We start from the raw sequence: 21,644 nt of genomic DNA on the forward strand, positions 1-21,644 counted from the left end.
TCAGGCCACCACCGCCGGAATCACCGCCGACACCCGGAACCCACCCGCATCCGTCGGCCCCGACACGAACACCCCACCCAGCGCACCGACCCGCTCCTTCATCCCCAGCAGACCATTGCCCCCACTCGGCAACCGCGCCGCCACCACCGCACCCGGCTCCGGCGGCGGCTCGTTCTCCACCTGCATCGCGATCTCCGCACTGCGATGCGCCAACCGCACATGCGTCTTCGCGCCCGCCGCATGCTTGTGGACGTTCGTCAACGCCTCCTGCACCACCCGGTACGCCGTCTGCTCCACCTCCGGCGCATACGACCGCACCTCCCCCTCCACAGACAGATCCACCACCATGCCGGCCGCAGCGGACTGCCCGATCAACTCCTCCAACTCCGCAAGGCAAGGACCCTCGGAGGAATCCGGCTGAGCGACCCGGGACGCGGCAGCAGCAGCCGCCACCCCCACAGCGGCAAGAGACACAGCGGACTGAGCCGGCCGCGCCACCACCCCGTCCCCGCTCCGCAGCACACCCAGCATCTGCCGCAACTCGGTCAACGCCTGCCGCCCCATGTCCCCGACCAGGGCCGCGTTCTTCACCGCCTTCTCAGGATCCTTCCGCGCGACAGCCTGAAGCGCCGCCGCATGCACCACCATCAGACTCACCCGATGCGCGACGACGTCATGCATCTCCCGCGCGATCCGCGTCCGCTCCTCGTTCCGCGCCCACTCCGCACGCTCCTCCGCCCGCTCCGCGAGCAGCATCAGCTCCCGCTCCAGCGAATCCGCCCGCTCCCGCAAGCTCTCCATCAGACGCCGCCGGGCACCGACGTACAGACCCAGAAGCACGGGAGGGGCGGTCATACCAAGAGCGGTCGTGACAGACAGAAACGGGATGAACCCACCAGCAATGGACAGATCCCCCCGAACCATCCCCTGATGCGCCCGCACATACGTGACGACGAACATCCCCACGAACGACATCCCCGCGAGCGCACCGATGATCCGCCGAGGCAACTCCGAAGCCGCAAGGGTGTACAACCCGACCAGCCCCATCAGGAACCCCATCTGCGCCGGCGTGACGGCGATGCTCACCAGCACGACAGCAACGGGCCACCGCCGCCGCAACAACAGCGTCAGCCCCGCGAACAGCCCGAACACCATCCCCACCGGAGCCGGCAACCCGGCATCCCGCGAGAACTGAAGCCCCTCCACCGCACACTCCACGGCGGACACCGCAGCGAGCCCGATATCGAGCACGGCACTACGCCACCGCACCCACCACCACGGCCCCCCGGCCGCGGTGTGCACTTCCCCCGACGTGGTCATGGCTCCAGCCTACGGGCGCCCCGCACGGCTTTTCCGGCGAGTTTCCACGACTGCGCCACACCACACTCCGTAACCGAACAGAAGCGAAACGCCCCGGAATCCCTCGAACTGCTGAATCGCACACTGTTCGACCACGGAAGGACGGATTCCGCCCAGAGGTTATGCCCATGGCACACGCACAGGGCAAGTACGCGGACTTCGAGAGCCTCCGGGAGCGAGCGGTGGCACTACGGCGCGCGGGCCTCAGCCGCCGACAGATCCGCGACCGGCTGCACGTCGACAACAACGACATCCTCAACCGGCTCTTGGAAGGCGAGCCGCCCCCGGAATGGACGAAGCGCCCGAACGCGAAGGACGACCTGCGCGACAGGGCGCGTGAGCTACGGCTTCAAGGCTGGACGTACGACCAGATCCAGGTGGAGCTGGGGTGCTCCAAGAGTTCGATCTCGCTGTGGGTACGGGATCTGCCGAGGCCGGAGCGCAGGCGCTCCTATGAGGAAGCAGCGGCCATCGCCCGGCGGGGATGGGAGGCGAAGTTGCGGATCCGCGACGAGGAACGCCAGCAAACCAAGCAACTGGCATTGCAAGAGATCGGGCAACTGACCAACCGCGAGTTGTTCCTCGTGGGCGTGGGGCTGTACTGGGCCGAGGGCTCAAAGAGCAAGCCCTACCGGCGGCAGGAGCGTGTCATCTTCGTGAACAGCGACCCCAACATGATCAGCCTGTACCTGGCCTGGCTCAACTTACTGGGGGTCGAGCCGGAGCGCCTCAGGTTCGCCGTCCACATTCACGAGACCGCAGACGTGGCGGCCGCCGAGGAGTTCTGGGCGACTCACGTGGGCGTAGAACGAGAGGTACTTCTGAAGACGACGCTCAAGAAGCACAACCCCAGTACGAACCGCAAGAACACAGACGAGACCTATCACGGCTGTCTCCGAGTCGACGTGCGCGGCGCAGCGGACCTGTACCGTCGCATCGAAGGCTGGTGGTACGGCATAGTAGGGGCTGTCACCGCAGCCGATCTAGCAAATCGGACATAGCGGTAATCCCGGGTCGTCTAAGGGCAAGACGTCAGATTTTGGTTCTGATCATGGGGGTTCGAGTCCTCCCCCGGGAGCACATGCTTGGTTCGGGTCCTGACTAGTGACACCCCACAGTCAGGGCCCGCTCGCATGTCCCCCGAGAAACGCCCCGGTATCCTGCGGGTGTCCACCCCACCCCCAGAAGCCGAAGGGCATCCCCGTGAGCGCCAACCGCCCGGCCGCCGTCGTTGTTCTTGCAGCGGGTGAGGGCACCCGTATGAAGTCGGCCACACCCAAGGTTCTGCACGAGATCTGCGGTCGTTCCCTCGTCGGGCATGTTCTCGCCTCCGCGCGCGAGTTGAAGCCCGAGAATCTCGTCGTCGTCGTGGGCCATGCCCGTGAGCAGGTCTCGGCGCACCTGGCCGAGATCGACCCTGATGTTCGTACGGCCGTGCAGGCCGAGCAGAACGGCACGGGGCATGCCGTGCGGATGGCTCTGGAGGAGCTGGGCGGGTCCGTCGAGGGGACCGTGGTGGTCGTGTGCGGTGACACTCCGCTGCTGACCGGTGAGACGCTGCGGCGGCTCGCGGCGACCCACGGTGAGGACGGGAACGCCGTCACGGTGCTGACGGCCGAGGTCCCGGATGCGACGGGCTACGGCCGGATCGTGCGGGACGACTCGGGTGCCGTCACCGCGATCGTCGAGCACAAGGACGCGAGTGACGTCCAGCGGGCGATTCGTGAGATCAACTCGGGTGTTTTCGCTTTCGACGGCCGGTTGCTGGCGGAGGCGCTGAAGCAGGTCCGGACGGACAACAGTCAGGGTGAGGAGTACCTGACGGATGTGCTGGGGATTCTGCGGGGGGCCGGGCATCGGGTGGGGGCGTGTGTTGCCGCCGATCACCGTGAGATCGCCGGCATCAACAACCGGGTGCAGTTGTCCGAGGCGCGTCGGATCCTCAATGACCGGTTGCTGACGGCTGCGATGTTGTCGGGTGTGACTGTGGTGGATCCGGCGACGACGTGGGTCGATGTCACTGTGACGTTCGGGCAGGACGCTGTCGTCCACCCGGGTACGCAGCTTCTGGGTTCGACCCATGTCGGTGAGGGTGCCGAGGTGGGTCCGAATGCGCGGTTGAAGGACACGGAGGTCGGTGCTGGGGCCCGGGTCGACAACACGGTGTCCGTCGGTGCGGTGGTCGGGCCGCAGGCTTCCGTGGGTCCGTACGCGTATCTCCGTCCCGGTACCCGTCTCGGTCTGAAGTCCAAGGTCGGTACGTACGTCGAGACGAAGAACGCCTCGATCGGTGAGGGTACAAAGATTCCGCATCTGTCGTACGTGGGTGATGCGACGATCGGTGAGTACACGAACATCGGTGCCGCGAGTGTCTTTGTGAACTATGACGGACAGGACAAGCACCACACCACGGTGGGGTCCCATTGCCGTACCGGTTCGGACAACATGTTTGTGGCTCCTGTCACGGTCGGGGACGGCGCGTACACCGCGGCCGGTTCTGTGATCACGAAGGATGTGCCGCCCGGTTCGTTGGCTGTGGCCCGTGGTCAGCAGCGGAATATCGAGGGTTGGGTGGCTCGTAAGCGTCCGGGGAGTGCGGCTGCGAAGGCGGCTGAGGCGGCTTCCCGGGAGTCGGATGGCGAGGGCTGACCGGAATCAGGTGCGTCTGTGACGGCGTACCGTGATAAGTGCACACCCGCACCCCACCAGCTGAGACGGTTGTCCGTTTCCAGCCGTTGTGGCTGTGGGGGCCTCTGGATGCCCAGCTGAGTTATGACCTCTGAGGAGACAGTGTCGTGACCGGGATCAAGACGACCGGCCTGAAGAAGTTGATGTTCTTCTCCGGCCGCGCCCACCCCGAGCTTGCCGAGGAGGTCGCCCAGCAGCTGGGTGTCGGGGTCGTCCCGACGAAGGCCTTCGATTTCGCGAACGGTGAGATCTATGTGCGTTATCAGGAGTCGGCGCGGGGTGCCGACTGCTTCCTGATCCAGAGCCATACGGCTCCGATCAACAAGTGGATCATGGAGCAGTTGATCATGATCGACGCGCTGAAGCGGGCGTCGGCGCGTTCCATCACCGTGATTGTGCCGTTCTACGGTTACGCGCGGCAGGACAAGAAGCACCGGGGACGTGAACCGATTTCGGCGCGTCTGATCGCTGATCTGATGAAGACGGCGGGTGCGGACCGGATTCTGACGGTGGACCTGCACACGGATCAGATCCAGGGTTTCTTCGACGGTCCGGTGGATCACCTGTTCGCGTTGCCGCTGCTGGCGGACTACGTGGGCGGGAAGGTGGACCGGGACAAGCTGACCGTGGTGTCGCCGGATGCCGGCCGGGTGCGGGTGGCGGACCGTTGGTGTGACCGGCTGGGTGCGCCGCTGGCGATCGTTCACAAGCGGCGGGACAAGGATGTCGCGAACCAGGTGACGGTGCACGAGGTCGTCGGTGAGGTCGAGGGCCGGGTGTGTGTCCTGGTCGATGACATGATCGACACGGGTGGCACGATCTGTGCGGCGGCGGACGCGTTGTTCGCGCATGGTGCGGAGGATGTCATCGTGACGGCGACGCATGGTGTGCTGTCGGGTCCTGCGGCGGATCGTCTGAAGAACTCGCGGGTGAGTGAGTTCGTCTTCACGGACACGCTGCCGACGCCGGGTGAGCTGGGTCAGGACCTGGACAAGATCACGGTGTTGTCGATCGCTCCGACGATCGCGAGTGCGGTGCGTGAGGTGTTCGAGGACGGTTCGGTGACGAGCCTGTTCGACGAGCAGTAGTACCGGTAGTACCTACCGGCCCTGGGGCTGGTGCTGATCGTTTTGGGTGCGGCCTCCTTGTGCGAGTAAACTGCTGCAGTTGCTCGGCGAGGGAGGCCGCACTCGTTTTTCGGATGCGGCGGTCCGTTATCGACGCGCTCTTCGTAGCAGGCCGTTCGTGGCCGGGTGACCCCGACCGTTTGTCCTACGTTCTACTACGAGGAGTGAGAGATGTCCGAGGTGAAGATCGCCGCTGAGACGCGCACCGAGTTCGGCAAGGGTGCCGCGCGTCGTATCCGCCGTGACAGCAAGGTTCCGGGTGTGCTGTACGGGCACGGCTCCGACCCGCTGCACCTGACGTTCCCGGGTCACGACCTGCTGCTGGCGCTGCGTACGCCGAACGTCCTGATCGCGCTGGACATCGACGGCAAGTCCAACGAGCTGGCGATCCCGAAGTCCGTGCAGCGTGACCCGATCAAGGGCTTCCTGGAGCACGTGGACCTGCTGCTGGTGAAGCGCGGCGAGAAGGTCACGGTCGAGATCCCGGTGCACGCCGAGGGCGAGCTGGCTCCGGGTGGCAACCTGCTGGAGCACGTGCTGAACGCGCTGCCGGTGGAGGCGGAGGCCACGCACATCCCCGAGGCGCTGACCGTTTCGATCGAGGGCCTGGAGGCCGGCGCGTCGGTGCTCGCGAAGGACGTCGCGCTGCCGAGCGGTGTGACGCTGGCCGTGGACGAGGACGCGGTGGTCCTGCAGGTGCTGGCCGCGCAGGCCGAGGAGGCCGCTGAGGGCGAGGCCGAGGGCGAAGAGGCCGCTGCCGAGGCCTGATCCCTCACCGACACCGTTTCGTCAGCCGCTGCTCCTTCGGGAGTGGCGGCTGGCGCGTATCGAGGAGACGTGGACGTGACGACCGATCCAGGCGCGCCCTGGCTCATCGTGGGGCTCGGTAATCCGGGGCCCGAGTACGCCATGAACCGGCACAACGTGGGGTTCATGGTGGTGGATCTGCTGGCGGGGCGGGTCGGGGGGAAGTTCAAGCGGGCGGGGAAGGCTCAGGCGCAGGTGGTGGAGGGGCGGATCGGGCCGCCCGGTCCGGGGAGCCGTCGGGTGGTCCTGGTGAAGCCGATGTCGTACATGAACCTGTCGGGTGGCCCGGTGACCGCGCTGCGGGATTTCTACAAGGTGCCGGTGGGGAATGTCGTCGCGGTGCACGACGAGCTGGACATCGATTACGGGACGTTGCGGTTGAAGCTGGGTGGTGGCGACAACGGTCACAACGGGTTGAAGTCGATCACGAAGGCGTTGGGGTCGGACTATCACCGGGCGCGGTTCGGGATCGGGCGTCCGCCGGGGCGTATGCAGGTGGCGGACTTCGTGTTGAAGGATTTCTCCTCGGCGGAGCGCAAGGAGCTGGACTACTTCGTGGACCGGGCGGCGGATGCGGTGGAGTGTCTGGTGATCGACGGGCTGGAGCGGGCGCAGGGTACGTACAACTCGTGAGGTGTCGCCCTGCGGGGTTGACCGGGTGTGCGGGGATGTCCCATGATCCCCGCCATGTCTGCCACCGCCGCCCGTTCTCGTCGGGCCTCGTCCGCTGCGCTCCGGTCGGTCCGGGTGGTGGTGATGGGCGCGGTCGCCGTGCTGATTCTGGTCGGTGGGGTGTGGGGGTCGTGGAGTACGGCTCAGCTTGTGATGCTGACCAAGGGTCGTGAGCGCGGCACGGTCGAGGTGACGCGGTGTGGGGCGGATGCGTGCAGTGGTCCGTTCAGGCCGGTGTCGGCGGGGGCGACGGCGCGTGGGCGTGTGACGATCGAGCAGACGGTGGCGGTGCGGCGGGGGCGGACGTACGCCGTGGTGGTGAAGCCGGGTACGGACGATGTGGTGCGTTCGGGTCCGGCGGGGGTGCTGTATGCGTGGCTTCCGCTGGCCGGGGCGTTGTTGATGGCGTCGGTGGTGGTGGCGGGCGGTCTGCGGCTGAGGCGGACGGGGTGGGTGCTGGCAGGTGCGGGGGTGGCGTTGTTGACGGCTGCCTTCGTGGCGCTGTGACTCCTGTCGGCTCACCTGGCGTTGTGATTGAAGTGGCTGTTGTCGCTTCGTGATTGACGTGTGGTGTTCGTGGGCAGGATGCTGGGCTGCCCCCTCCACATCTTCCGTTCCGTTTCTCGAAAATGGACTGCCCATGCGTACCCTCATGCGCGCCGGTGCCTTCGTCGCCGTCGCCTCAGCAGCGTTGCTGACCGCTCCGTCCGCCCATGCGTCCGCCCATGCCTCGGCTCGGGGCGACAACGGCGACGTGAAGATCCACAAGTCCGCCACGGACGAGTACGACCAGCGCAACGAGCCGCACGTGTGCTCGTTCTACCTGGACGCCTTCAACTTCGATGGCCGGCAGCAGGTGGACTGGCACATCGAGGCGTGGGCCCCGACCGCCGCCACCAAGGGTGAGACCGTGAAGAGCGGTGCGATCACCTTGGACGCCGACGGCCATGGCCGTACGGCCGACATGACGCTGCCCGACGGGCACTACAAGCTGTTCTGGAACTTCGACGGCGAGAAGGGTGCGGCCAAGCACAAGGTGTTCTGGACGGAGTGCGAGAGTTCCGGCGGGGGCGGTACGACGCCGTCCGGCTCGCCCTCGGCGTCCGTGTCGGCGTCCGCGTCCGCCTCCCCGTCGGGCTCGGCCGGGGCGAGCGCCTCGCCGAGTTCGTCGTCGGGTGCGGGCGCGGTCCCCTCGGCCTCGGTGTCCGCGTCGCCCTCGGCGCAGGGTGGCGGCGGTGACCTGGCCGAGACGGGCAGTGGTGCTCCGGTGGGGCTGTTGTCCGGTGCGGCGGCGGCGCTGGTGGCCGCCGGTGGTGGTCTGGTGCTGTGGCGCCGCAGGGCCGCCCGGGGCTGACGTCCGCGGGATGTGACGGTGCCCCCGAGCCTGTACGGGCTCGGGGGCACTGTTCGTGTCCGGGGCGGTGTCAGCCGGTGTTGCGCAGGCCGGCTGCGACGCCGTTGACGGTGAGGAGCAGGGCGCGGGAGAGCAGCGGGTCGGGTTCCTCGCCTGCGGCGGCCGCGTCGCGCTGGCGCTTGAGGAGGGCGACCTGGAGGTAGGAGATGGGGTCGAGGTAGGCGTCGCGGATGGCGAATGTCTGCTTGAGGACCGGCTGGGCGTCGAGCAGTTCCTGTTCGCCGGTGACGCGGAGTACCTCGCGGACGGTGAGTTCGTGCTCGGCCCGGATGGTGTCGAAGATGTGCTTGAGGTTGTCGGGGACGAGTGTGTCGACGTAGTGCTGGGCGATCCGCAGGTCGGTCTTGGCGAGGGTCATCTCGACGTTGGAGATGAAGTTGCGGAAGAAGTGCCACTGTTCGTGCATCTCGGTGAGCACGGTGTCGAGGCCGGCTTCGCGCACGGCCTTGAGGCCGGAGCCGACGCCGAACCAGCCGGGGACGATCTGCCGGGACTGGGTCCAGCCGAACACCCAGGGGATGGCGCGCAGGCCGTCGAGCGAGACGCCCGAGCCGGGGCGGCGGGAGGGCCGCGAGCCCAGGTGCAGGTCGGCGAGCTGGTCGACCGGCGTGGAGGCGAGGAAGTACGTCGGCAGGTCGGGGTCCTCGACGAGCCTGCGGTAGGCGGCGTGGGCGGCGTCGGAGACGACGTCCATGGCGGCGTCCCAGCGGGCGAGGGCCTCGTCGGACTGGCGGGGTGCGGTGTGCAGGGCGGAGGCCTGCAGGGTGGCCGCGACCGTCAGTTCGAGGTTTTCTCGGGCGAGGGACGGGATGAGGTACTTGTCGGAGATGACCTCGCCCTGTTCGGTGACCTTGATCTCGCCTTCGAGGGTGCCCCAGGGCTGGGCGAGGATGGCGTCGTGGGTGGGGCCGCCGCCGCGGCCGACGGTGCCGCCGCGGCCGTGGAAGAGGCGCAGGCGCACGCCGTAGCGGTGGGCGACGTCGCGCAGGCGGCGCTGGGCGCGGTGGATCTCCCACTGGCTGGTGGTGATGCCGCCGAACTTGGAGGAGTCGCTGTAGCCGAGCATGACCTCCTGGACGTCTCCGCGCAGCGCGACCAGGCGCCGGTAGGAGGGGTCGGAGAGCATGTCCTCGAGGATGGTGTCGGCGGCCTTGAGCTCGTCGGTGGTTTCCAGGAGGGGGACGATGCCGATCTTGGCCCAGCCTGCGTGGAGGTCGAGGAGGCCGGCTTCGCGGGCGAGGACGGCGGCGGCGAAGACGTCGTCGGCGCCCTGGCACATGGAGATGATGTAGGACTCGATGACTTCGGGGCCGAAGACCTTCAGGGCGCGCTTGATGGTCTCGAAGGTGCCGAGGGTCTTGGCGCCGGCCGCGTCGAGCGGGGCGGGGGTGGGGGCGAGGGGGCGGCGGGAGCGGAGTTCCTTGGCGAGCAGCTTGTGGCGGTACTCGCGGGGCATGTCGTCGTAGCGCCAGGATTCCTCGCCGAGCCGGTCGAAGAGCTGGCCGAGGGCGTGGTGATGGGCGTCGGCGTGTTCGCGGACGTCCATGGTGGCGAGCTGGAGGCCGAAGGCGGCCAGGGTGCGGATGGTGCGGGCGAGGCGGCCGTCGGCGAAGAGGCCGCCGCGGTGGGCGCGCAGGGAGGTCTGGATGACTCTGAGGTCGTGCAGGAGTTCGCTGGTGCCGAGGTAGTCGCGGCCGGGCTCGTGCTGGGTGCCCTTGGCGAGGCGCTGCTTGGTGTTGACGAGCTTCTGGCGGATGCAGGTGGCCTTGAGCCGGTAGGGCTCCTCGGCGTTGAGGCGCTTGTAGCGGGGGCTGATCTCGGGCAGGAGTTCCAGGTCGGCCTTGAGGGACTCCAGGAGTTCCTCGGTGGCGCCGGTGTAGCGGATGGAGTTGGACAGGAAGCCGCGCAGCTCGTCGATCGTCTCCAGGGCGTCGTTGATGCCGTGCTCGTGCTGGAGGATGAGGACGTCCCAGGTGACCTGGGGGGTCACGTTCGGGTTGCCGTCGCGGTCGCCGCCGATCCAGGTGCCGAAGGTGACGGGGCGGGTCTCGTCGGGGAGCTTGACGCCGACGCGTTCGAGTTCCGCGGTGAGGTCCTCCAGGACGTCGCCGACGGCGCCGACGTGCAGCTCGTCGAGGTAGTAGATGGCGTTGCGGGCCTCGTCGGCGGGTTCGGGGCGCACGACGCGGAGCTCGTCGGTCTGCCAGACGAGGTCGATGTTCTCCGCGAGCCGGGTGTCGTGGCGGCGGCGGTCGGACTCGATGACCGGGGTTTCCAGGAGTGCGGCGATGCGCCGGAGCTTGTTGAGGACGGACCGGCGCGCGGCCTCGGTGGGGTGCGCCGTGAAGACGGGGCGCACGTTGAGGTTGCGGACGGTGTCGCGCAGGTGGTCGGGGTCGGCGTCCTTGAGGCGGTCGGCGGTGCGGGAGAGCAGGCCGCCCTCGGCGGCGCGCTTGGCGCGCAGTTCGCGGCCGCGGTGCACCTGCTCGGTGACGTTCGCCAGGTGGAAGTAGGTGGAGAAGGCGCGCACCAGCTTGGCGGCGGTCTCCAGTTCGGTTCCGCGCAGCAGTTCCGCGGCGGCGTCACCGTCCTCGCGGGTCAGCCGGCGGACCCTTTCGACCAGTTCCAGGAGCTCGGGGCCTTCCTGGCGGACGAGGGTCTCGCCGAGCAGGTCGCCCAGTCGGCGGATGTCGGCGCGCAGTTCACTGCTGGTCGTCGTCGTCTGGTCGTCGGCACTGCTCACAGGTGCGGCTCCTTGCAGTGTTGAAGCTCGTCTGGGAGGGGACCCGGATGGGTGCCGTGCGCGGCGGGTGCCGCATACGGTCCGGGCATCCGGGAAGAAATCAGAGCGGACCGCGCTGTCCGACCGACTCCAAGGATAGGTGGCGATGCGGACGCGCAGGCTTTCGGGCTCTTGCCGCCGGGCGACGCACTGCCATACTTACGACGCCGTAGGTTACGGAACCGTAGGTGTCCCGCCAGGTGGCGGGGCACGCTGGGTGCCGTATCCGGGCATATGTCTTGACCCTCGACCCCACAGGGGACGCCCCATGACCACGAGCTCCGATGTGATCGAAGACGCCCCGAAGGCGAACGACGACTCTCCGCTGCCCTCCGCGACGCTGGGCGGCGAGCAGAAGCGCTCGATCGAGCAGATCACGCTGCTGCTGTTCATCACCGTTCCGTTCCTGGCGCTTGTCGCGGCGGTGCCGCTGGCGTGGGGATGGGGCGTGAGCTGGCTCGATATGGGCCTGCTGGTCTTCTTCTACTACCTGGGCTGCCACGGCATCACGATCGGTTTCCACCGTCACTTCACGCACGGCTCGTTCAAGGCGAAGCGGCCGCTGAAGATCGCGCTGGCGATCGCGGGGTCGATGGCCGTGGAGGGGCCGCTGGTGCGCTGGGTGGCCGACCACCGCAAGCACCACAAGTTCTCCGACGCGGAGGGCGACCCGCACTCCCCGTGGCGGTACGGGGAGACGGTCCCGGCGCTGATGAAGGGCCTGTGGTGGGCCCACCTCGGCTGGATGTTCGACGAGGAGCAGACGCCCCAGGACAAGTACGCCCCGGACCTGATCAAGGACCCGGCGATGCGGGCGATCTCCCGCCAGTTCGCGCTGTGGACGACCGTGTCGCTGCTGCTGCCCGCGCTGATCGGCGGGCTGGTCACGATGTCCTGGTGGGGAGCGTTCACCGCGTTCTTCTGGGGGTCGCTCGTCCGGGTGGCTCTGCTGCATCACGTGACGTGGTCGATCAACTCGATCTGCCACGCGGTGGGCAAGCGGCCGTTCAAGTCGCGCGACCGTTCGGGCAACGTGTGGTGGCTGGCGGTCCTGTCGTGCGGTGAGTCGTGGCACAACCTGCACCACGCGGACCCGACGTCGGCACGGCACGGTGTGGAGCGGGGCCAGCTGGACTCCTCGGCGCGGATCATCCGCTGGTTCGAGCAGCTGGGGTGGGCGTACGACGTGCGCTGGCCGTCACGCTCGCGTATCGATTCGCGTCGCAACGGTGACGGGAGTGGCTCCCGAGGCGGGAAGGTGACCGCCGACACGGCATGATGGCGGTGTGGCGACCGACTCCAGCACCCCCAGCAGCGACAAGCCGCGGCGCCCGCGCCGTACTCGGATGACCGGTGCCGAGCGCCGCCAGCAGCTGCTGGAGATCGGTCGCACGTTGTTCGCCGCGAAGGGCTTCGAGGGCACGTCGGTGGAGGAGATCGCGGCCAAGGCCGGGGTGTCCAAGCCGGTGGTGTACGAGCACTTCGGCGGCAAGGAGGGGCTGTACGCGGTGGTGGTGGACCGCGAGATGCGGCGCCTGCTGGACATGGTGACCAGCTCCCTGACGGCGGGGCACCCGCGTGAGCTGTGCGAGCAGGCCGCGTTCGCGCTGCTGGACTACATCGAGGAGTACACGGACGGTTTCCGGATCCTGGTCCGGGACTCCCCCATCCCGCAGTCGACGGGCTCCTTCGCGTCGCTGATCTCGGACATCGCGACGCAGGTGGAGGACATTCTGGGCCGCGAGTTCAAGAGCCGCGGCTTCGACCCGAAGCTGGCGCCGCTGTACGCGCAGGCGCTGGTCGGGATGGTCGCGCTGACGGGCCAGTGGTGGCTGGACGTGCGCCGCCCGAAGAAGGCGGAGGTGGCGGCGCATCTGGTGAACCTTGCGTGGCACGGGCTGGACGGGCTGGAGCCGAAGCCGCGGCTCATAGGTCACCGCAAGAGCTGAGGCGCGCCCGCGCGACCCGCGTGCCACGTGCTCAGGGCGCATCGGCCACCGGCTCCAGGAATTCCAGCCGGTTCCCCACCGGGTCCTGCGAGTAGAAGCGCCGGTGCCCGGGCAGGTTGCCGTCCCAGGTGACCGGCGCCCCCCGTTCGGCGAGCCGCGCCGCGTACGCCTCGATCCCTGTGACCCGCAGCCCCGGGTGGGCCTTCTTCGCGGGCCGACAGTGACATTTTCCGCCCCCGGCGGGGGCGTCCTCGACACCCAGGTGGAGCTGCACGGCCCCCGCCTGGAACCAGCAGCCCCCACGCGCCGCGAGCACCGGCGGCTTGGGGACCTCCGTCATGCCGAGGACGTCGACGTAGTACGCGCGCAGCAAGTCCTCGGAGCCGGGCGGGGCGGCGAGTTGGACGTGGTCGACGGCGGTCAGCACCGGTCAGGCCCCCTTCGTCGCGACGGCGAAGATGCGGCGGAACGGGAACACGGTGCCGTGCTCGGTCGCGGGGTACGCCTCGCGCAGCGCCGCACGGTAGTCGGCGACGAACTCCTCCGCCTCCTCCCCGAGCTCGGTGAGGATCGGCCGCAGTCCGGTGCCCTTCACCCAGTCGAGGACCGGGTCCTCGCCCGGCAGCAGATGCAGATACGTCGTCTCCCAGACGTCCGCCGTGCAGCCGAGCGCGGTGAGGTGGTGCAGATACGCCTCGGGGGTGAGGACCGCGTCGTCGTGGCGCAGGGTTTCGGCGAGGCGGTCCTTCCAGCGGGCGGAGTGGGCGAGTTCGCGCATCAGCCGGTGGCTGGGGGAGGCGAAGTTGCCGGGGACCTGGAAGGCGAAGGTGCCGCCCGGCTTCAGGGCTGTCACCCACTCGGCGAACCGCTCGGCGTGACCGGGCACCCATTGCAGGGTGGCGTTGCTGATGATCAGGTCGTACGGCTCCTTCGGCGCCCAGGTGCGGGCGTCGGCGTGCGCGAAGTCCAGGCGGCCGCCGCCGGCCGTGGGGCCCGCGTAGGCGTCGGTCTTCTCGAGCATCTCCGGGGAGTTGTCGTAGCCGGTGACGTGCGCGGTGGGCCAGCGCTCGGCGAGCAGGACGGTGACGTTGCCCGGTCCGCAGCCCAGGTCGGCGATGCGGGGCGGGTCGCCGGGAAGTCCGGGCACGCGGGAGAGCAGGTCGGTGAAGGGACGGGCGCGGTGGTCCGCGTGGCGGAGGTACTGGGCGGGGTCCCAGGTGGGGCCGGTGGTGGGCATGGCGGGGCCTCCTCGGAGCGGGCGAACGGACGAGCGGGCGAACGGACGAGCGGACGGACGAGCGGGCGCCGCTGCGTCGGACGCGCGCCGTCGTACGGAGGCGTCGCCCCCGTTTGACGTCGCCTCCGTACGGTTCGCCATCCTCGTACCGCAAGTCTCTCGACGTCAAGAGACTCAACATCAAGATGTCTTACATCAAGAGACTTCACATCGACACAACCACTACACTGATCGCATGGAGGACGAGGTCGATCGGCTGGTCGCGGCGTGGCGCAGGGAACGCCCGGACCTCGACGTGGAACCGCTCGAGGTGCTCAGCCGGGTCAGCAGACTGGCCCGGCATCTGGATCGCGCACGCCGGCTGGCGTTCTCGGAGCACGGCCTGGAGCCCTGGGAGTTCGACGTCCTCACCGCGCTCCGCCGGGCCGGCAGCCCCTACCAGCTCTCCCCCGGCCAGTTGCTCACCCAGACGCTGGTCACCTCCGGCACGATGACCAACCGCATCGACCGCCTGGCGAAGAAGGGCCTGGTCGAGCGGCTCCCGGACCCCAGCGACCGCCGGGGCGTGCTGGTGCGGCTCACGGACGAGGGCCGGGACCGGGCCGACCAGGCCCTGGCCGGACTCCTCGACCAGGAGCGCGCGATCCTCTCCGAGCTGAGCTCGGCCCAGCGCGGTGAGCTGGCCGCGCTGCTACGCCAGCTGACCGCCCCGTTCGACAACATCCCCGGCTAGGTCGACCGGCCCGACGCCGGCGCGGCGGGCGAGGGCGACGGCGGCGAGGGTGGAGTGGACGCCCAGCTTCCCCAGCACGTTCTGCATGTGCGTGCGGACGGTGTGCGGGGACAGGAACAGCCGCTCGGCGACGGCCTTGCGGCCCAGTCCGGCGACCATGCACCGCAGTACCTCCCGCTCCCGGGGCGTGAGGGACTCCACCAGACGCTCGCTCTCGGTGCGGTGCTTGCGGGCCGCGGTCAGCTCGCGCAGCACGCCGGTGAGCAGGGCGGGCGGCAGGTGCGTCTCGTCCCGCAGGACGCCCCGGATGACCGTGAGCAGCCGCTGCAGCGAGCAGTCCTTGGCGACCCAGCCGGAGGCGCCGGCCTGCAGGGCGAGGGCGGCGCGGCGCGGGTCGTCCTTCTCCGCGAGGACGACGGTCCGCACGCTCGGCTGGCCGGAGCGGACGCCGACGACGAGGGAGATGCCGTCGACGAGGCCGTCCTCGTCGCCGTCCTGGACGGGGACCGCCGGGCGTGAGCCCAGGACGTTGCCCCCGAGGTCCGCGTCGACGAGCATCACGTCGAATCTGCGGCCCTCCGCGGCGGCCCGCTCCAGGCAGCGCAGCGCGGCCGGACCGCTGCCGGCCGCGGACACGTCGACGTCCGGTTCGGCCGCCAGGGCGGCGGCGAGGGACTCGGCGAAGATGCGGTGATCGTCGACGACCAGAACTCGGATGCGAACCACTGATACCCCCACTGTTCGGGGGACGGCCCGGCGCGGATACGGCGCCCGGAGCGCTCCCCGGATTTTCACCTGGGACGGGTAACGCAGCGGCACGGCCGCCGCCGTGCTGGAACTGCTACCCCCGCCCCGGGCGCCGTACCCGACTGTCTCGCCCCCTGATCAGCACCGGCCCCCACCGATGCTGTTCACAGGGTAGGGCTGCCGGCCTGGAGCGGAAGGAGATTTGCAGAACTGGTCGGCCGACGCGTTTATGGTGAGCCGCATGTTTCGTATCGAGACAGAAGTCGACAAGGAGCGGCGGGATCTGCTTCGGGCTCGGCTGCGCGAGACGAACACGGCGGCGTCCCCGGTGCTGCGCGCCCTGCGCGGAACACCGGCGGAGCGCGATGTTCCGCTCCACGTGTGGGCGTTGGACGCGGCGGGGGAGGTGGCGGGCGGGCTGGTCGGGCACACCTGGACGACGTGGCTGCACGTCGCGTACCTGTGGGTGGACGACCGGCACCGCGGCGCGGGCCTCGGCACGCGGTTGCTGGCGCAGGCGGAGCGGACGGCCCACGAGGACCGCGGCTGCACGGCGTGCCGCCTGGAGACGTGGGACTTCCAGGCGCCGGAGTTCTACCGGAAGCAGGGCTACGAGGTGGTGTGCGTGATCCCCGACTACCCGCCGGGGATCACGGAGTACACGTTGACGAAGCGGCTCGACTGAGCCGGGGCGGGATCAGCTCAGGCGGCGTGCCCCGGCAGACGGTACCGCCGGGAACACCCGAGGTGCCGTGTAACCGGCGGCGGCGAACGCCTCCTCGATCGCCTTGGTGATCGTGTCCGTGTCCGACGCCTCGACCAGGACGATCGCCGAGCCGCCGAAGCCGCCGCCCGTCATCCGCGCCCCCAGCGCGCCCGCGGCGTTCGCCGTGTCCACCACCAGGTCCAGCTCGGGACAGGAGATCCGCAGGTCGTCGCGGAGGGAGACATGGCCCTCGGTCAGAACGGGACCGATCGCCCGGACCTCGCCCGCGTCCAGCAGCCGGATCACCTGGTCGACCCGGTGATCGTCCGAGACGACATGGCGCACATAGCGGCGCACCCGCTCGTCCGACAGGCGCGCGAGCGCGGCGTCGAGCTCCTCGTACGCCACGTCTCGCAGATGCGAGACTCCGAGCTGCCGTGCGCCCTCCTCGCAGCCCTCGCGCCGCTCGGCGTACGCCCCGTCGCCCAGCGCGTGCTTCACGCGGCTGTCGACGACCAGCAGCGTCAGGCCCTGGGACGCCAGGTCGAAGGGGATCTGCCGGATGGACAGGTCACGGCAGTCCAGGTGCAGCGCGTGGCCGTCCGTGGCGCACGCCGACGCCATCTGGTCCATGATCCCGCAGGGCACGCCCACGAAGTCGTTCTCGGCGCGCTGGGCGATCCTGGCCAGCTCGGGGCCGGTCAGGCCGAGCTCGTACAGGTCGTTGAGCGCGAGGGCGACGACCACCTCCAGCGCCGCCGAGGAGGACAGACCGGCGCCCGTCGGCACCGTCGAGGACAGGTGGACGTCCGCGCCGGTGATCGGGTGGCCCGCCTCACGCAGCACCCACACCACACCGGCCGGGTAGGCGGCCCAGCTGGTGTCGGTCAGCGGCTGGAGTTCGTCGACGTGCAGTTCGACGACCGGGCCCTCGATGTCCGCCGAGTGCAGCCGCAGCACCCCGTCGGTGCGCCGCGAGACCGCCGCGACCGCCGTGTGCGGCAGCGCGAGCGGCATCACGAAGCCCTCGTTGAAGTCCGTGTACTCGCCGATCAGGTTGACCCGGCCCGGTGCCGCCCAGACGCCCTCGGGAGCCGTCCCGTAGATCTCCCCGAAGCCCTCGCGTACGCCCACCTACTGCTCCCTTGCGTTGCTTGCGACGTGCCGTGCGAACTGCCACGCGTCCGCGACGATTCCCGCGAGGTCCGCGCGGGACGGGTTCCAGCCGAGCTTCTCGCGGGCCGTGGCCGCGGAGGCGACCAGGACCGCCGGGTCGCCGCCCCGGCGCGGGGCCACGACCTCGGGGATCGGGTGCCCGGTGACCTGGCGCACCGTGTCGATGACCTCGCGCACCGAGAAGCCGTTGCCGTTGCCGAGGTTGCAGATCAGGTGTTCGCCGGGGGTGGCGGCGTCCAGGGCGAGCAGGTGGGCCTCGGCGAGGTCGGCGACGTGGATGTAGTCGCGGATGCAGGTGCCGTCCGGCGTCGGGTAGTCGTCGCCGAAGATCGAGATCGCCTCTCGCCTGCCCTGCGCGACCTGGAGGACGAGCGGGATGAGGTGGGACTCGGGGTTGTGGCGCTCGCCGTAGGCGCCGTAGGCGCCGGCGACGTTGAAGTAGCGCAGGGAGACGGCGCCCAGGCCGTGCGCGGCCGCCTCGCCGGTGATCATGTGGTCGACGGCGAGCTTGGAGGCGCCGTATGGGGAGGTCGGCGCGGTCGGGTCGGTCTCGGTGATGGGGGTGCTGACCGGTTCGCCGTAGGTGGCGGCGGTGGAGGAGAAGACGAGCTTGCGCACGCCGGCCCCGCGCATGGCGCCGAGCAGGGCCATGGTGCCGCCGACGTTGTTGTCCCAGTACTTCTCCGGCTTCACCACCGACTCGCCGACCTGCGAGGACGCGGCGAAGTGCAGGACCGCGTCGAAGGAGGCGTCCAGCCACTTGGCGGCGTCGCGGATGTCTCCCTCGATGAAGGAAGCACCGGCCGGCACGCCCTCGCGGAAGCCGGTGGAGAGGTTGTCGAGGACGACGACCTCGTGGCCGGCCTCCAGCAGGTGCTGCGCGACCACGCTGCCCACATAGCCGGCGCCGCCGGTGACCAGGTACTTCCCACTCATGAACTCGCAACCTCTCGCAGTCGCCGGGCCGCGGCCTCCGGCGGCACGTCGTTGATGAACACGTTCATGCCGGACTCGGAACCCGCGAGGAACTTCAGCTTGCCGGAAGTGCGGCGAATGGTGAAAAGCTCGAGGTGGAGCGCGAAGTCGTCCCTGGTCACGCCGTCGAACTCGTCCAGTGTGCCGAACGGTGCCTGGTGCCAGGCGGCGATGTACGGCGTCGGAGGCTCACTCTCGCCGAAGATCCGGTCGAAGCGCTTCAAGAGTTCCAGGTAGACCTTGGGAAACTCTGTGCGTGCCGCCTCGTCGAGCCCGAGCAGGTCGGGGACGCGGCGGCGGGGGTAGAGGTGGACCTCGTAGGGCCAGTGCGCGGCGTACGGTACGAACGCCACCCAGTGCTCGCTCTGGAGGACGATCCGCTCGTCGGCGAGTTCGCGCTCCAGGACGGCGTCGAAGAGGTTCTCCCCGCCGGTCGCCTCCTTGTGGGCGGCCAGCGAACGGAGCATCAGGGCGGTGCGGGGGGTGGTGAAGGGGTACGCGTAGATCTGCCCGTGCGGGTGGCCGAGGGTCACGCCGATCTCCGCTCCGCGGTTCTCGAAGCAGAAGACCTGCTCGACGGCCGGCAGGTGGGACAGCTCGGCGGTGCGGTCGGTCCAGGCGTCCAGGACCAGGCCCGCCTGCTCCTCGGTCAGGTCGGCGAAGGAGGCGTTGTGGTCGGAGGTGAAGCAGACGACCTCGCAGCGGCCGGAGTCGCCGGCGAGCGAGGGGAAACGGTTCTCGAAGACGACGACGTCGTAGGACGAGTCGGGGATCTCGCTGAGCCTGCCGTCCTGGGAGGGGCACAGCGGGCACTCGTCGGCGGGCGGGTGGTAGGTGCGGCCCTGCCGGTGCGAGGCAATGGCGACCGAGTCGCCGAGCAGCACGTCCTGGCGGATTTCGGAGGTCGTGACGGTCCGCTCGAGCGGCCGGCGGTCGACCGCGTCCCGCACGACGTCGTCGCGCAGGTCGTAGTAGATGAGCTCACGACCGTCGGCCAGCCGGGTCGAGGTCTTCTTCACGTTCGACTCTCCATTCGAGCCACTCACCCTTCAAACATAACCCAACACACCAAAACACAAGTCACCACCTGCGTCAACGTCACAATCCAACAAAGACCATCATCAGGAGTGTTCAAATATCGAACGCGGGGGCGTACGGTTCCGCACTGATTGGTTCATGCAACGAAGCGAGCACTCAATGGATACCCCCACATATCTGGCAGCCGGGCTACGACTCCCCACAAACGGGCTCGACTACGCGATCCTCGGGATCTACTTCGCGGTCGTCCTCGGCATCGGCTTCGCGGCCCGCCGCTCGGTGAAGACCAGCCTCGACTTCTTCCTGTCCGGGCGCTCCCTGCCCGCCTGGATCACCGGTCTCGCGTTCATCTCCGCCAACCTGGCCGCCACCGAGATCCTCGGCATGGCCGCCAACAGCGCCCAGTACGGCGCCTACACCGTGCACTGGTACTGGGTCGGCGCCATCCCGGCCATGGTCTTCCTGGGCCTGGTGATGATGCCGTTCTACTACGGCTCCAAGGTCCGCTCGGTGCCCGAGTTCCTGCTGCTGCGCTTCGACAAGGGGGCGCATCTGCTCAGCTCGATCCTGTTCGCCTTCGCCGCGATCCTCATCGCGGGCGTCAACCTCTACGCCCTCGCGATCGTCGTGGAGGCGCTGCTGGGCTGGCCGCAGTGGGTGGCGATCGTGGTCGCCGGCTTCTTCGTGCTCGCGTACATCACCCTCGGCGGCCTGTCGTCGGCGATCTACAACGAGGTGCTGCAGTTCTTCGTGATCCTCGCGGCCCTCATCCCGATCACCGTGCTCGGCCTGAAGAAGGTCGGCGGCTGGGGCGGCCTGACCGACAAGCTCACCCAGACCCACGGCCACGACTTCGTCACCGCCTGGGGCGGCACCGGGATCGGCCACGCCAACCCGCTGGGTGCCAACTGGCTGACGATCGTCCTCGGCCTCGGCTTCGTGCTGTCCTTCGGCTACTGGACCACCAACTTCGCCGAGGTCCAGCGCGCCCTGTCCGCGAAGAACCTCTCCGCGGCCCAGCGCACCCCGCTCATCGCCGCGTTCCCGAAGATCTTCATCGTGTTCCTGGTGATGATCCCGGGCCTGGTGGCCGCCGTCCTGGTCCCGAAGATCGGCACGCCCGGCTCGTCCCTGCAGTACAACGACGCGATCCCGTACCTGATGCAGGAGCTGCTGCCCAACGGTGTCCTCGGCATCGCGGTGACCGGTCTGCTGGCGGCCTTCATGGCGGGCATGGCGGCCAACGTGTCGTCCTTCAACACGGTGTTCACCAACGACATCTGGGCGCGGTACATCGTCAAGGACCGCGAGGACGCGTACTACGTCCGCTTCGGCCGCCTCATCACGGCGATCGGCGTGCTGGCGTCGATCGGCACGGCGTTCCTGGCGTCGTCGTTCTCGAACATCATGAGCTACCTCCAGACGCTGTTCTCCTTCTTCAACGTGCCGATGTTCGTGGTGTTCATCGTCGGCATGTTCTGGAAGCGCGCGTCCGCGAAGTCCGGCTTCTGGGGCCTGCTCGCGGGCACGGTGACCGCGATGGTGAACTACTTCGTCATCTACAAGCACGGCATCATCGGCATCCCCACCGACCAGGGCGCCAACTTCGTCTCGGCGATCGCCGGTTTCGTGGCCGGCGCGGTCGTGATGGTCGCGGTCTCGCTGTTCACCAAGCCCAAGCCGGAGGACCAGCTCCAGGGCCTCGTCTACGGCACCCGCTCGCCCGGCATGGCCGAGCCGCCTTCCGCGGGCGACGACGCCTGGTACCGCAGGCCCGCCCTGCTCGGCTGGGGCGCGGTCGTCCTCGCCGCCGCCTGCTACATCCCGTTCTCGCTCTGACCGCGGAGGATTGACCGACCATGTCCGAGTACTCCGAACACGACGTCCAGCACCAAGTCACCGAGCTGGAAGGCAAGTCCGCCACCGCGGCACGCATCTTCGACCTCCGCCGCATCATCGGAGGCCTGTTCGTTCTCTACGGCGTCATCGTGATGATCGCGGGCTTCACGGCCTCCGACGCGGCGATCCGCAAGGCGGAGGGCGTCAACATCAACCTGTGGACGGGCCTCGGGATGCTGATCCTGGGCCTGCTGTTCCTGCTGTGGCTGAAGCTGAGGCCGATAGCTCCGCCGGCCGTTGACGCGGGGTCGGACGAGAAGCCGGAGTAGCGCGGCCACGCTTCGCCGAGCGCCGGGGAGCTGAGCGTCGCACGTCGGCTACGGGTGATCCGTGGC

The 21,644-nt window shown here is 68.9% G+C and carries 21 protein-coding genes and 1 tRNA gene; 14 read left to right on the forward strand and 8 right to left on the reverse strand.

Features of this window, described 5'->3' with window-relative positions:
* Nucleotides 1–1,320: a sensor histidine kinase gene (locus N8I84_RS17195; protein ID WP_263230353.1), complete on the reverse strand. Its 1,320-nt coding sequence runs from the start codon at nucleotides 1,318–1,320 to the stop codon at nucleotides 1–3.
* 167 nt (nucleotides 1,321–1,487) lie between these two features.
* Here N8I84_RS17195 and N8I84_RS17200 point away from each other — a divergent pair, with 167 nt between their 5' ends.
* The 8 genes from N8I84_RS17200 to N8I84_RS17235 all read left to right on the forward strand — a co-directional run bounded on the left by N8I84_RS17200 (nucleotide 1,488) and on the right by N8I84_RS17235 (nucleotide 8,007).
* On the forward strand, nucleotides 1,488–2,360 hold the full coding sequence (locus N8I84_RS17200; protein WP_263230354.1) for a hypothetical protein: 873 nt from the start codon (nucleotides 1,488–1,490) through the stop codon (nucleotides 2,358–2,360).
* A gap of 6 nt (nucleotides 2,361–2,366) precedes the next feature.
* Nucleotides 2,367–2,437: transfer RNA gene (locus N8I84_RS17205), tRNA-Gln, on the forward strand.
* 125 nt (nucleotides 2,438–2,562) lie between these two features.
* On the forward strand, nucleotides 2,563–4,008 hold the full coding sequence (glmU, locus tag N8I84_RS17210; RefSeq protein WP_263230355.1) for a bifunctional UDP-N-acetylglucosamine diphosphorylase/glucosamine-1-phosphate N-acetyltransferase GlmU: 1,446 nt from the start codon (nucleotides 2,563–2,565) through the stop codon (nucleotides 4,006–4,008).
* Between the two features lie 146 nt (nucleotides 4,009–4,154).
* Nucleotides 4,155–5,135 (forward strand): ribose-phosphate diphosphokinase, encoded by a 981-nt coding sequence (locus N8I84_RS17215; protein WP_263230356.1) that lies wholly within the window; start codon nucleotides 4,155–4,157, stop codon nucleotides 5,133–5,135.
* A 210-nt stretch (nucleotides 5,136–5,345) separates the two neighbouring features.
* Complete coding sequence (locus tag N8I84_RS17220) at nucleotides 5,346–5,942, forward strand: 50S ribosomal protein L25/general stress protein Ctc (RefSeq protein ID WP_263230357.1); 597 nt, start codon at nucleotides 5,346–5,348, stop codon at nucleotides 5,940–5,942.
* Nucleotides 5,943–6,011: 69 nt separating this feature from the next.
* A complete protein-coding gene (gene pth / locus N8I84_RS17225) occupies nucleotides 6,012–6,614 on the forward strand; it encodes an aminoacyl-tRNA hydrolase (RefSeq protein ID WP_263230358.1) in 603 nt (200 codons plus the stop codon).
* 42 nt (nucleotides 6,615–6,656) lie between these two features.
* Entirely contained in the window at nucleotides 6,657–7,160 is a 504-nt protein-coding gene (locus N8I84_RS17230) for a hypothetical protein (RefSeq protein WP_263230359.1), read from the forward strand.
* A 133-nt stretch (nucleotides 7,161–7,293) separates the two neighbouring features.
* Complete coding sequence (locus N8I84_RS17235; RefSeq protein WP_263230360.1) at nucleotides 7,294–8,007, forward strand: LPXTG cell wall anchor domain-containing protein; 714 nt, start codon at nucleotides 7,294–7,296, stop codon at nucleotides 8,005–8,007.
* A 70-nt stretch (nucleotides 8,008–8,077) separates the two neighbouring features.
* Here N8I84_RS17235 and ppc read toward each other — a convergent pair whose 3' ends face one another.
* Nucleotides 8,078–10,810: a phosphoenolpyruvate carboxylase gene (ppc, locus tag N8I84_RS17240; RefSeq protein WP_263230361.1), complete on the reverse strand. Its 2,733-nt coding sequence runs from the start codon at nucleotides 10,808–10,810 to the stop codon at nucleotides 8,078–8,080.
* 307 nt (nucleotides 10,811–11,117) lie between these two features.
* Between ppc and N8I84_RS17245 the strand changes: the two genes are divergently transcribed.
* Together N8I84_RS17245 and N8I84_RS17250 are read left to right on the forward strand one after the other, a co-directional pair.
* Nucleotides 11,118–12,128, forward strand: a complete 1,011-nt coding sequence (locus N8I84_RS17245; protein ID WP_263230362.1) for an acyl-CoA desaturase — start codon at nucleotides 11,118–11,120, stop codon at nucleotides 12,126–12,128.
* A 67-nt stretch (nucleotides 12,129–12,195) separates the two neighbouring features.
* Nucleotides 12,196–12,798, forward strand: a complete 603-nt coding sequence (locus N8I84_RS17250) for a TetR/AcrR family transcriptional regulator (protein ID WP_236041747.1) — start codon at nucleotides 12,196–12,198, stop codon at nucleotides 12,796–12,798.
* Between the two features lie 31 nt (nucleotides 12,799–12,829).
* Here the strand turns inward: N8I84_RS17250 and N8I84_RS17255 are convergent, their stop codons facing one another.
* Nucleotides 12,830–13,225 (reverse strand): VOC family protein, encoded by a 396-nt coding sequence (locus N8I84_RS17255; RefSeq protein ID WP_263230363.1) that lies wholly within the window; start codon nucleotides 13,223–13,225, stop codon nucleotides 12,830–12,832.
* Between the two features lie 3 nt (nucleotides 13,226–13,228).
* The gene (locus N8I84_RS17260) at nucleotides 13,229–14,035 is read right to left on the reverse strand and encodes a trans-aconitate 2-methyltransferase (RefSeq protein ID WP_263230364.1); all 807 of its coding nucleotides are present in this window, start codon (nucleotides 14,033–14,035) and stop codon (nucleotides 13,229–13,231) included.
* Between the two features lie 235 nt (nucleotides 14,036–14,270).
* Between N8I84_RS17260 and tamR the strand changes: the two genes are divergently transcribed.
* Nucleotides 14,271–14,768 (forward strand): MarR family transcriptional regulator TamR, encoded by a 498-nt coding sequence (tamR, locus tag N8I84_RS17265; protein WP_103837595.1) that lies wholly within the window; start codon nucleotides 14,271–14,273, stop codon nucleotides 14,766–14,768.
* Here tamR and N8I84_RS17270 read toward each other — a convergent pair.
* Complete coding sequence (locus N8I84_RS17270) at nucleotides 14,727–15,494, reverse strand: LuxR C-terminal-related transcriptional regulator (protein ID WP_263230365.1); 768 nt, start codon at nucleotides 15,492–15,494, stop codon at nucleotides 14,727–14,729. The genes tamR and N8I84_RS17270 overlap by 42 nt on opposite strands.
* A 250-nt stretch (nucleotides 15,495–15,744) precedes the next feature.
* Between N8I84_RS17270 and N8I84_RS17275 the strand changes: the two genes are divergently transcribed.
* The gene (locus tag N8I84_RS17275) at nucleotides 15,745–16,200 is read left to right on the forward strand and encodes a GNAT family N-acetyltransferase (RefSeq protein ID WP_200420680.1); all 456 of its coding nucleotides are present in this window, start codon (nucleotides 15,745–15,747) and stop codon (nucleotides 16,198–16,200) included.
* A 12-nt stretch (nucleotides 16,201–16,212) separates the two neighbouring features.
* Here N8I84_RS17275 and galK read toward each other — a convergent pair whose 3' ends face one another.
* Genes galK through galT form a run of 3 tightly spaced genes read right to left on the reverse strand, consistent with a single transcriptional unit; the run spans nucleotide 16,213 to nucleotide 19,391 of the window.
* Nucleotides 16,213–17,355 carry a galactokinase gene (gene galK / locus N8I84_RS17280; RefSeq protein ID WP_263230366.1) on the reverse strand — a complete coding sequence of 381 codons (1,143 nt, stop codon included), beginning with the start codon at nucleotides 17,353–17,355 and terminating at the stop codon, nucleotides 16,213–16,215.
* Nucleotides 17,356–18,333 (reverse strand): UDP-glucose 4-epimerase GalE, encoded by a 978-nt coding sequence (gene galE / locus N8I84_RS17285; protein WP_263230367.1) that lies wholly within the window; start codon nucleotides 18,331–18,333, stop codon nucleotides 17,356–17,358. It abuts the gene before it with no gap.
* A complete protein-coding gene (gene galT / locus N8I84_RS17290) occupies nucleotides 18,330–19,391 on the reverse strand; it encodes a galactose-1-phosphate uridylyltransferase (protein WP_263230368.1) in 1,062 nt (353 codons plus the stop codon). The genes galE and galT overlap by 4 nt, the downstream gene beginning before the upstream one ends.
* A 178-nt stretch (nucleotides 19,392–19,569) precedes the next feature.
* On the opposite strand from galT, the gene N8I84_RS17295 reads away from it, so the two are divergent.
* Together N8I84_RS17295 and N8I84_RS17300 are read left to right on the forward strand one after the other, a co-directional pair.
* Nucleotides 19,570–21,249 carry a sodium:solute symporter family protein gene (locus tag N8I84_RS17295; protein ID WP_263230369.1) on the forward strand — a complete coding sequence of 560 codons (1,680 nt, stop codon included), beginning with the start codon at nucleotides 19,570–19,572 and terminating at the stop codon, nucleotides 21,247–21,249.
* A 20-nt stretch (nucleotides 21,250–21,269) separates the two neighbouring features.
* Nucleotides 21,270–21,578: a hypothetical protein gene (locus N8I84_RS17300; protein WP_263230370.1), complete on the forward strand. Its 309-nt coding sequence runs from the start codon at nucleotides 21,270–21,272 to the stop codon at nucleotides 21,576–21,578.
* The last annotated feature ends 66 nt before the right edge of the window (nucleotides 21,579–21,644 follow it).

The sequence above is a fragment of the Streptomyces cynarae genome (assembly GCF_025642135.1).
In the GTDB taxonomy this organism is placed as follows: Bacteria; Actinomycetota; Actinomycetes; order Streptomycetales; family Streptomycetaceae; genus Streptomyces; species Streptomyces cynarae.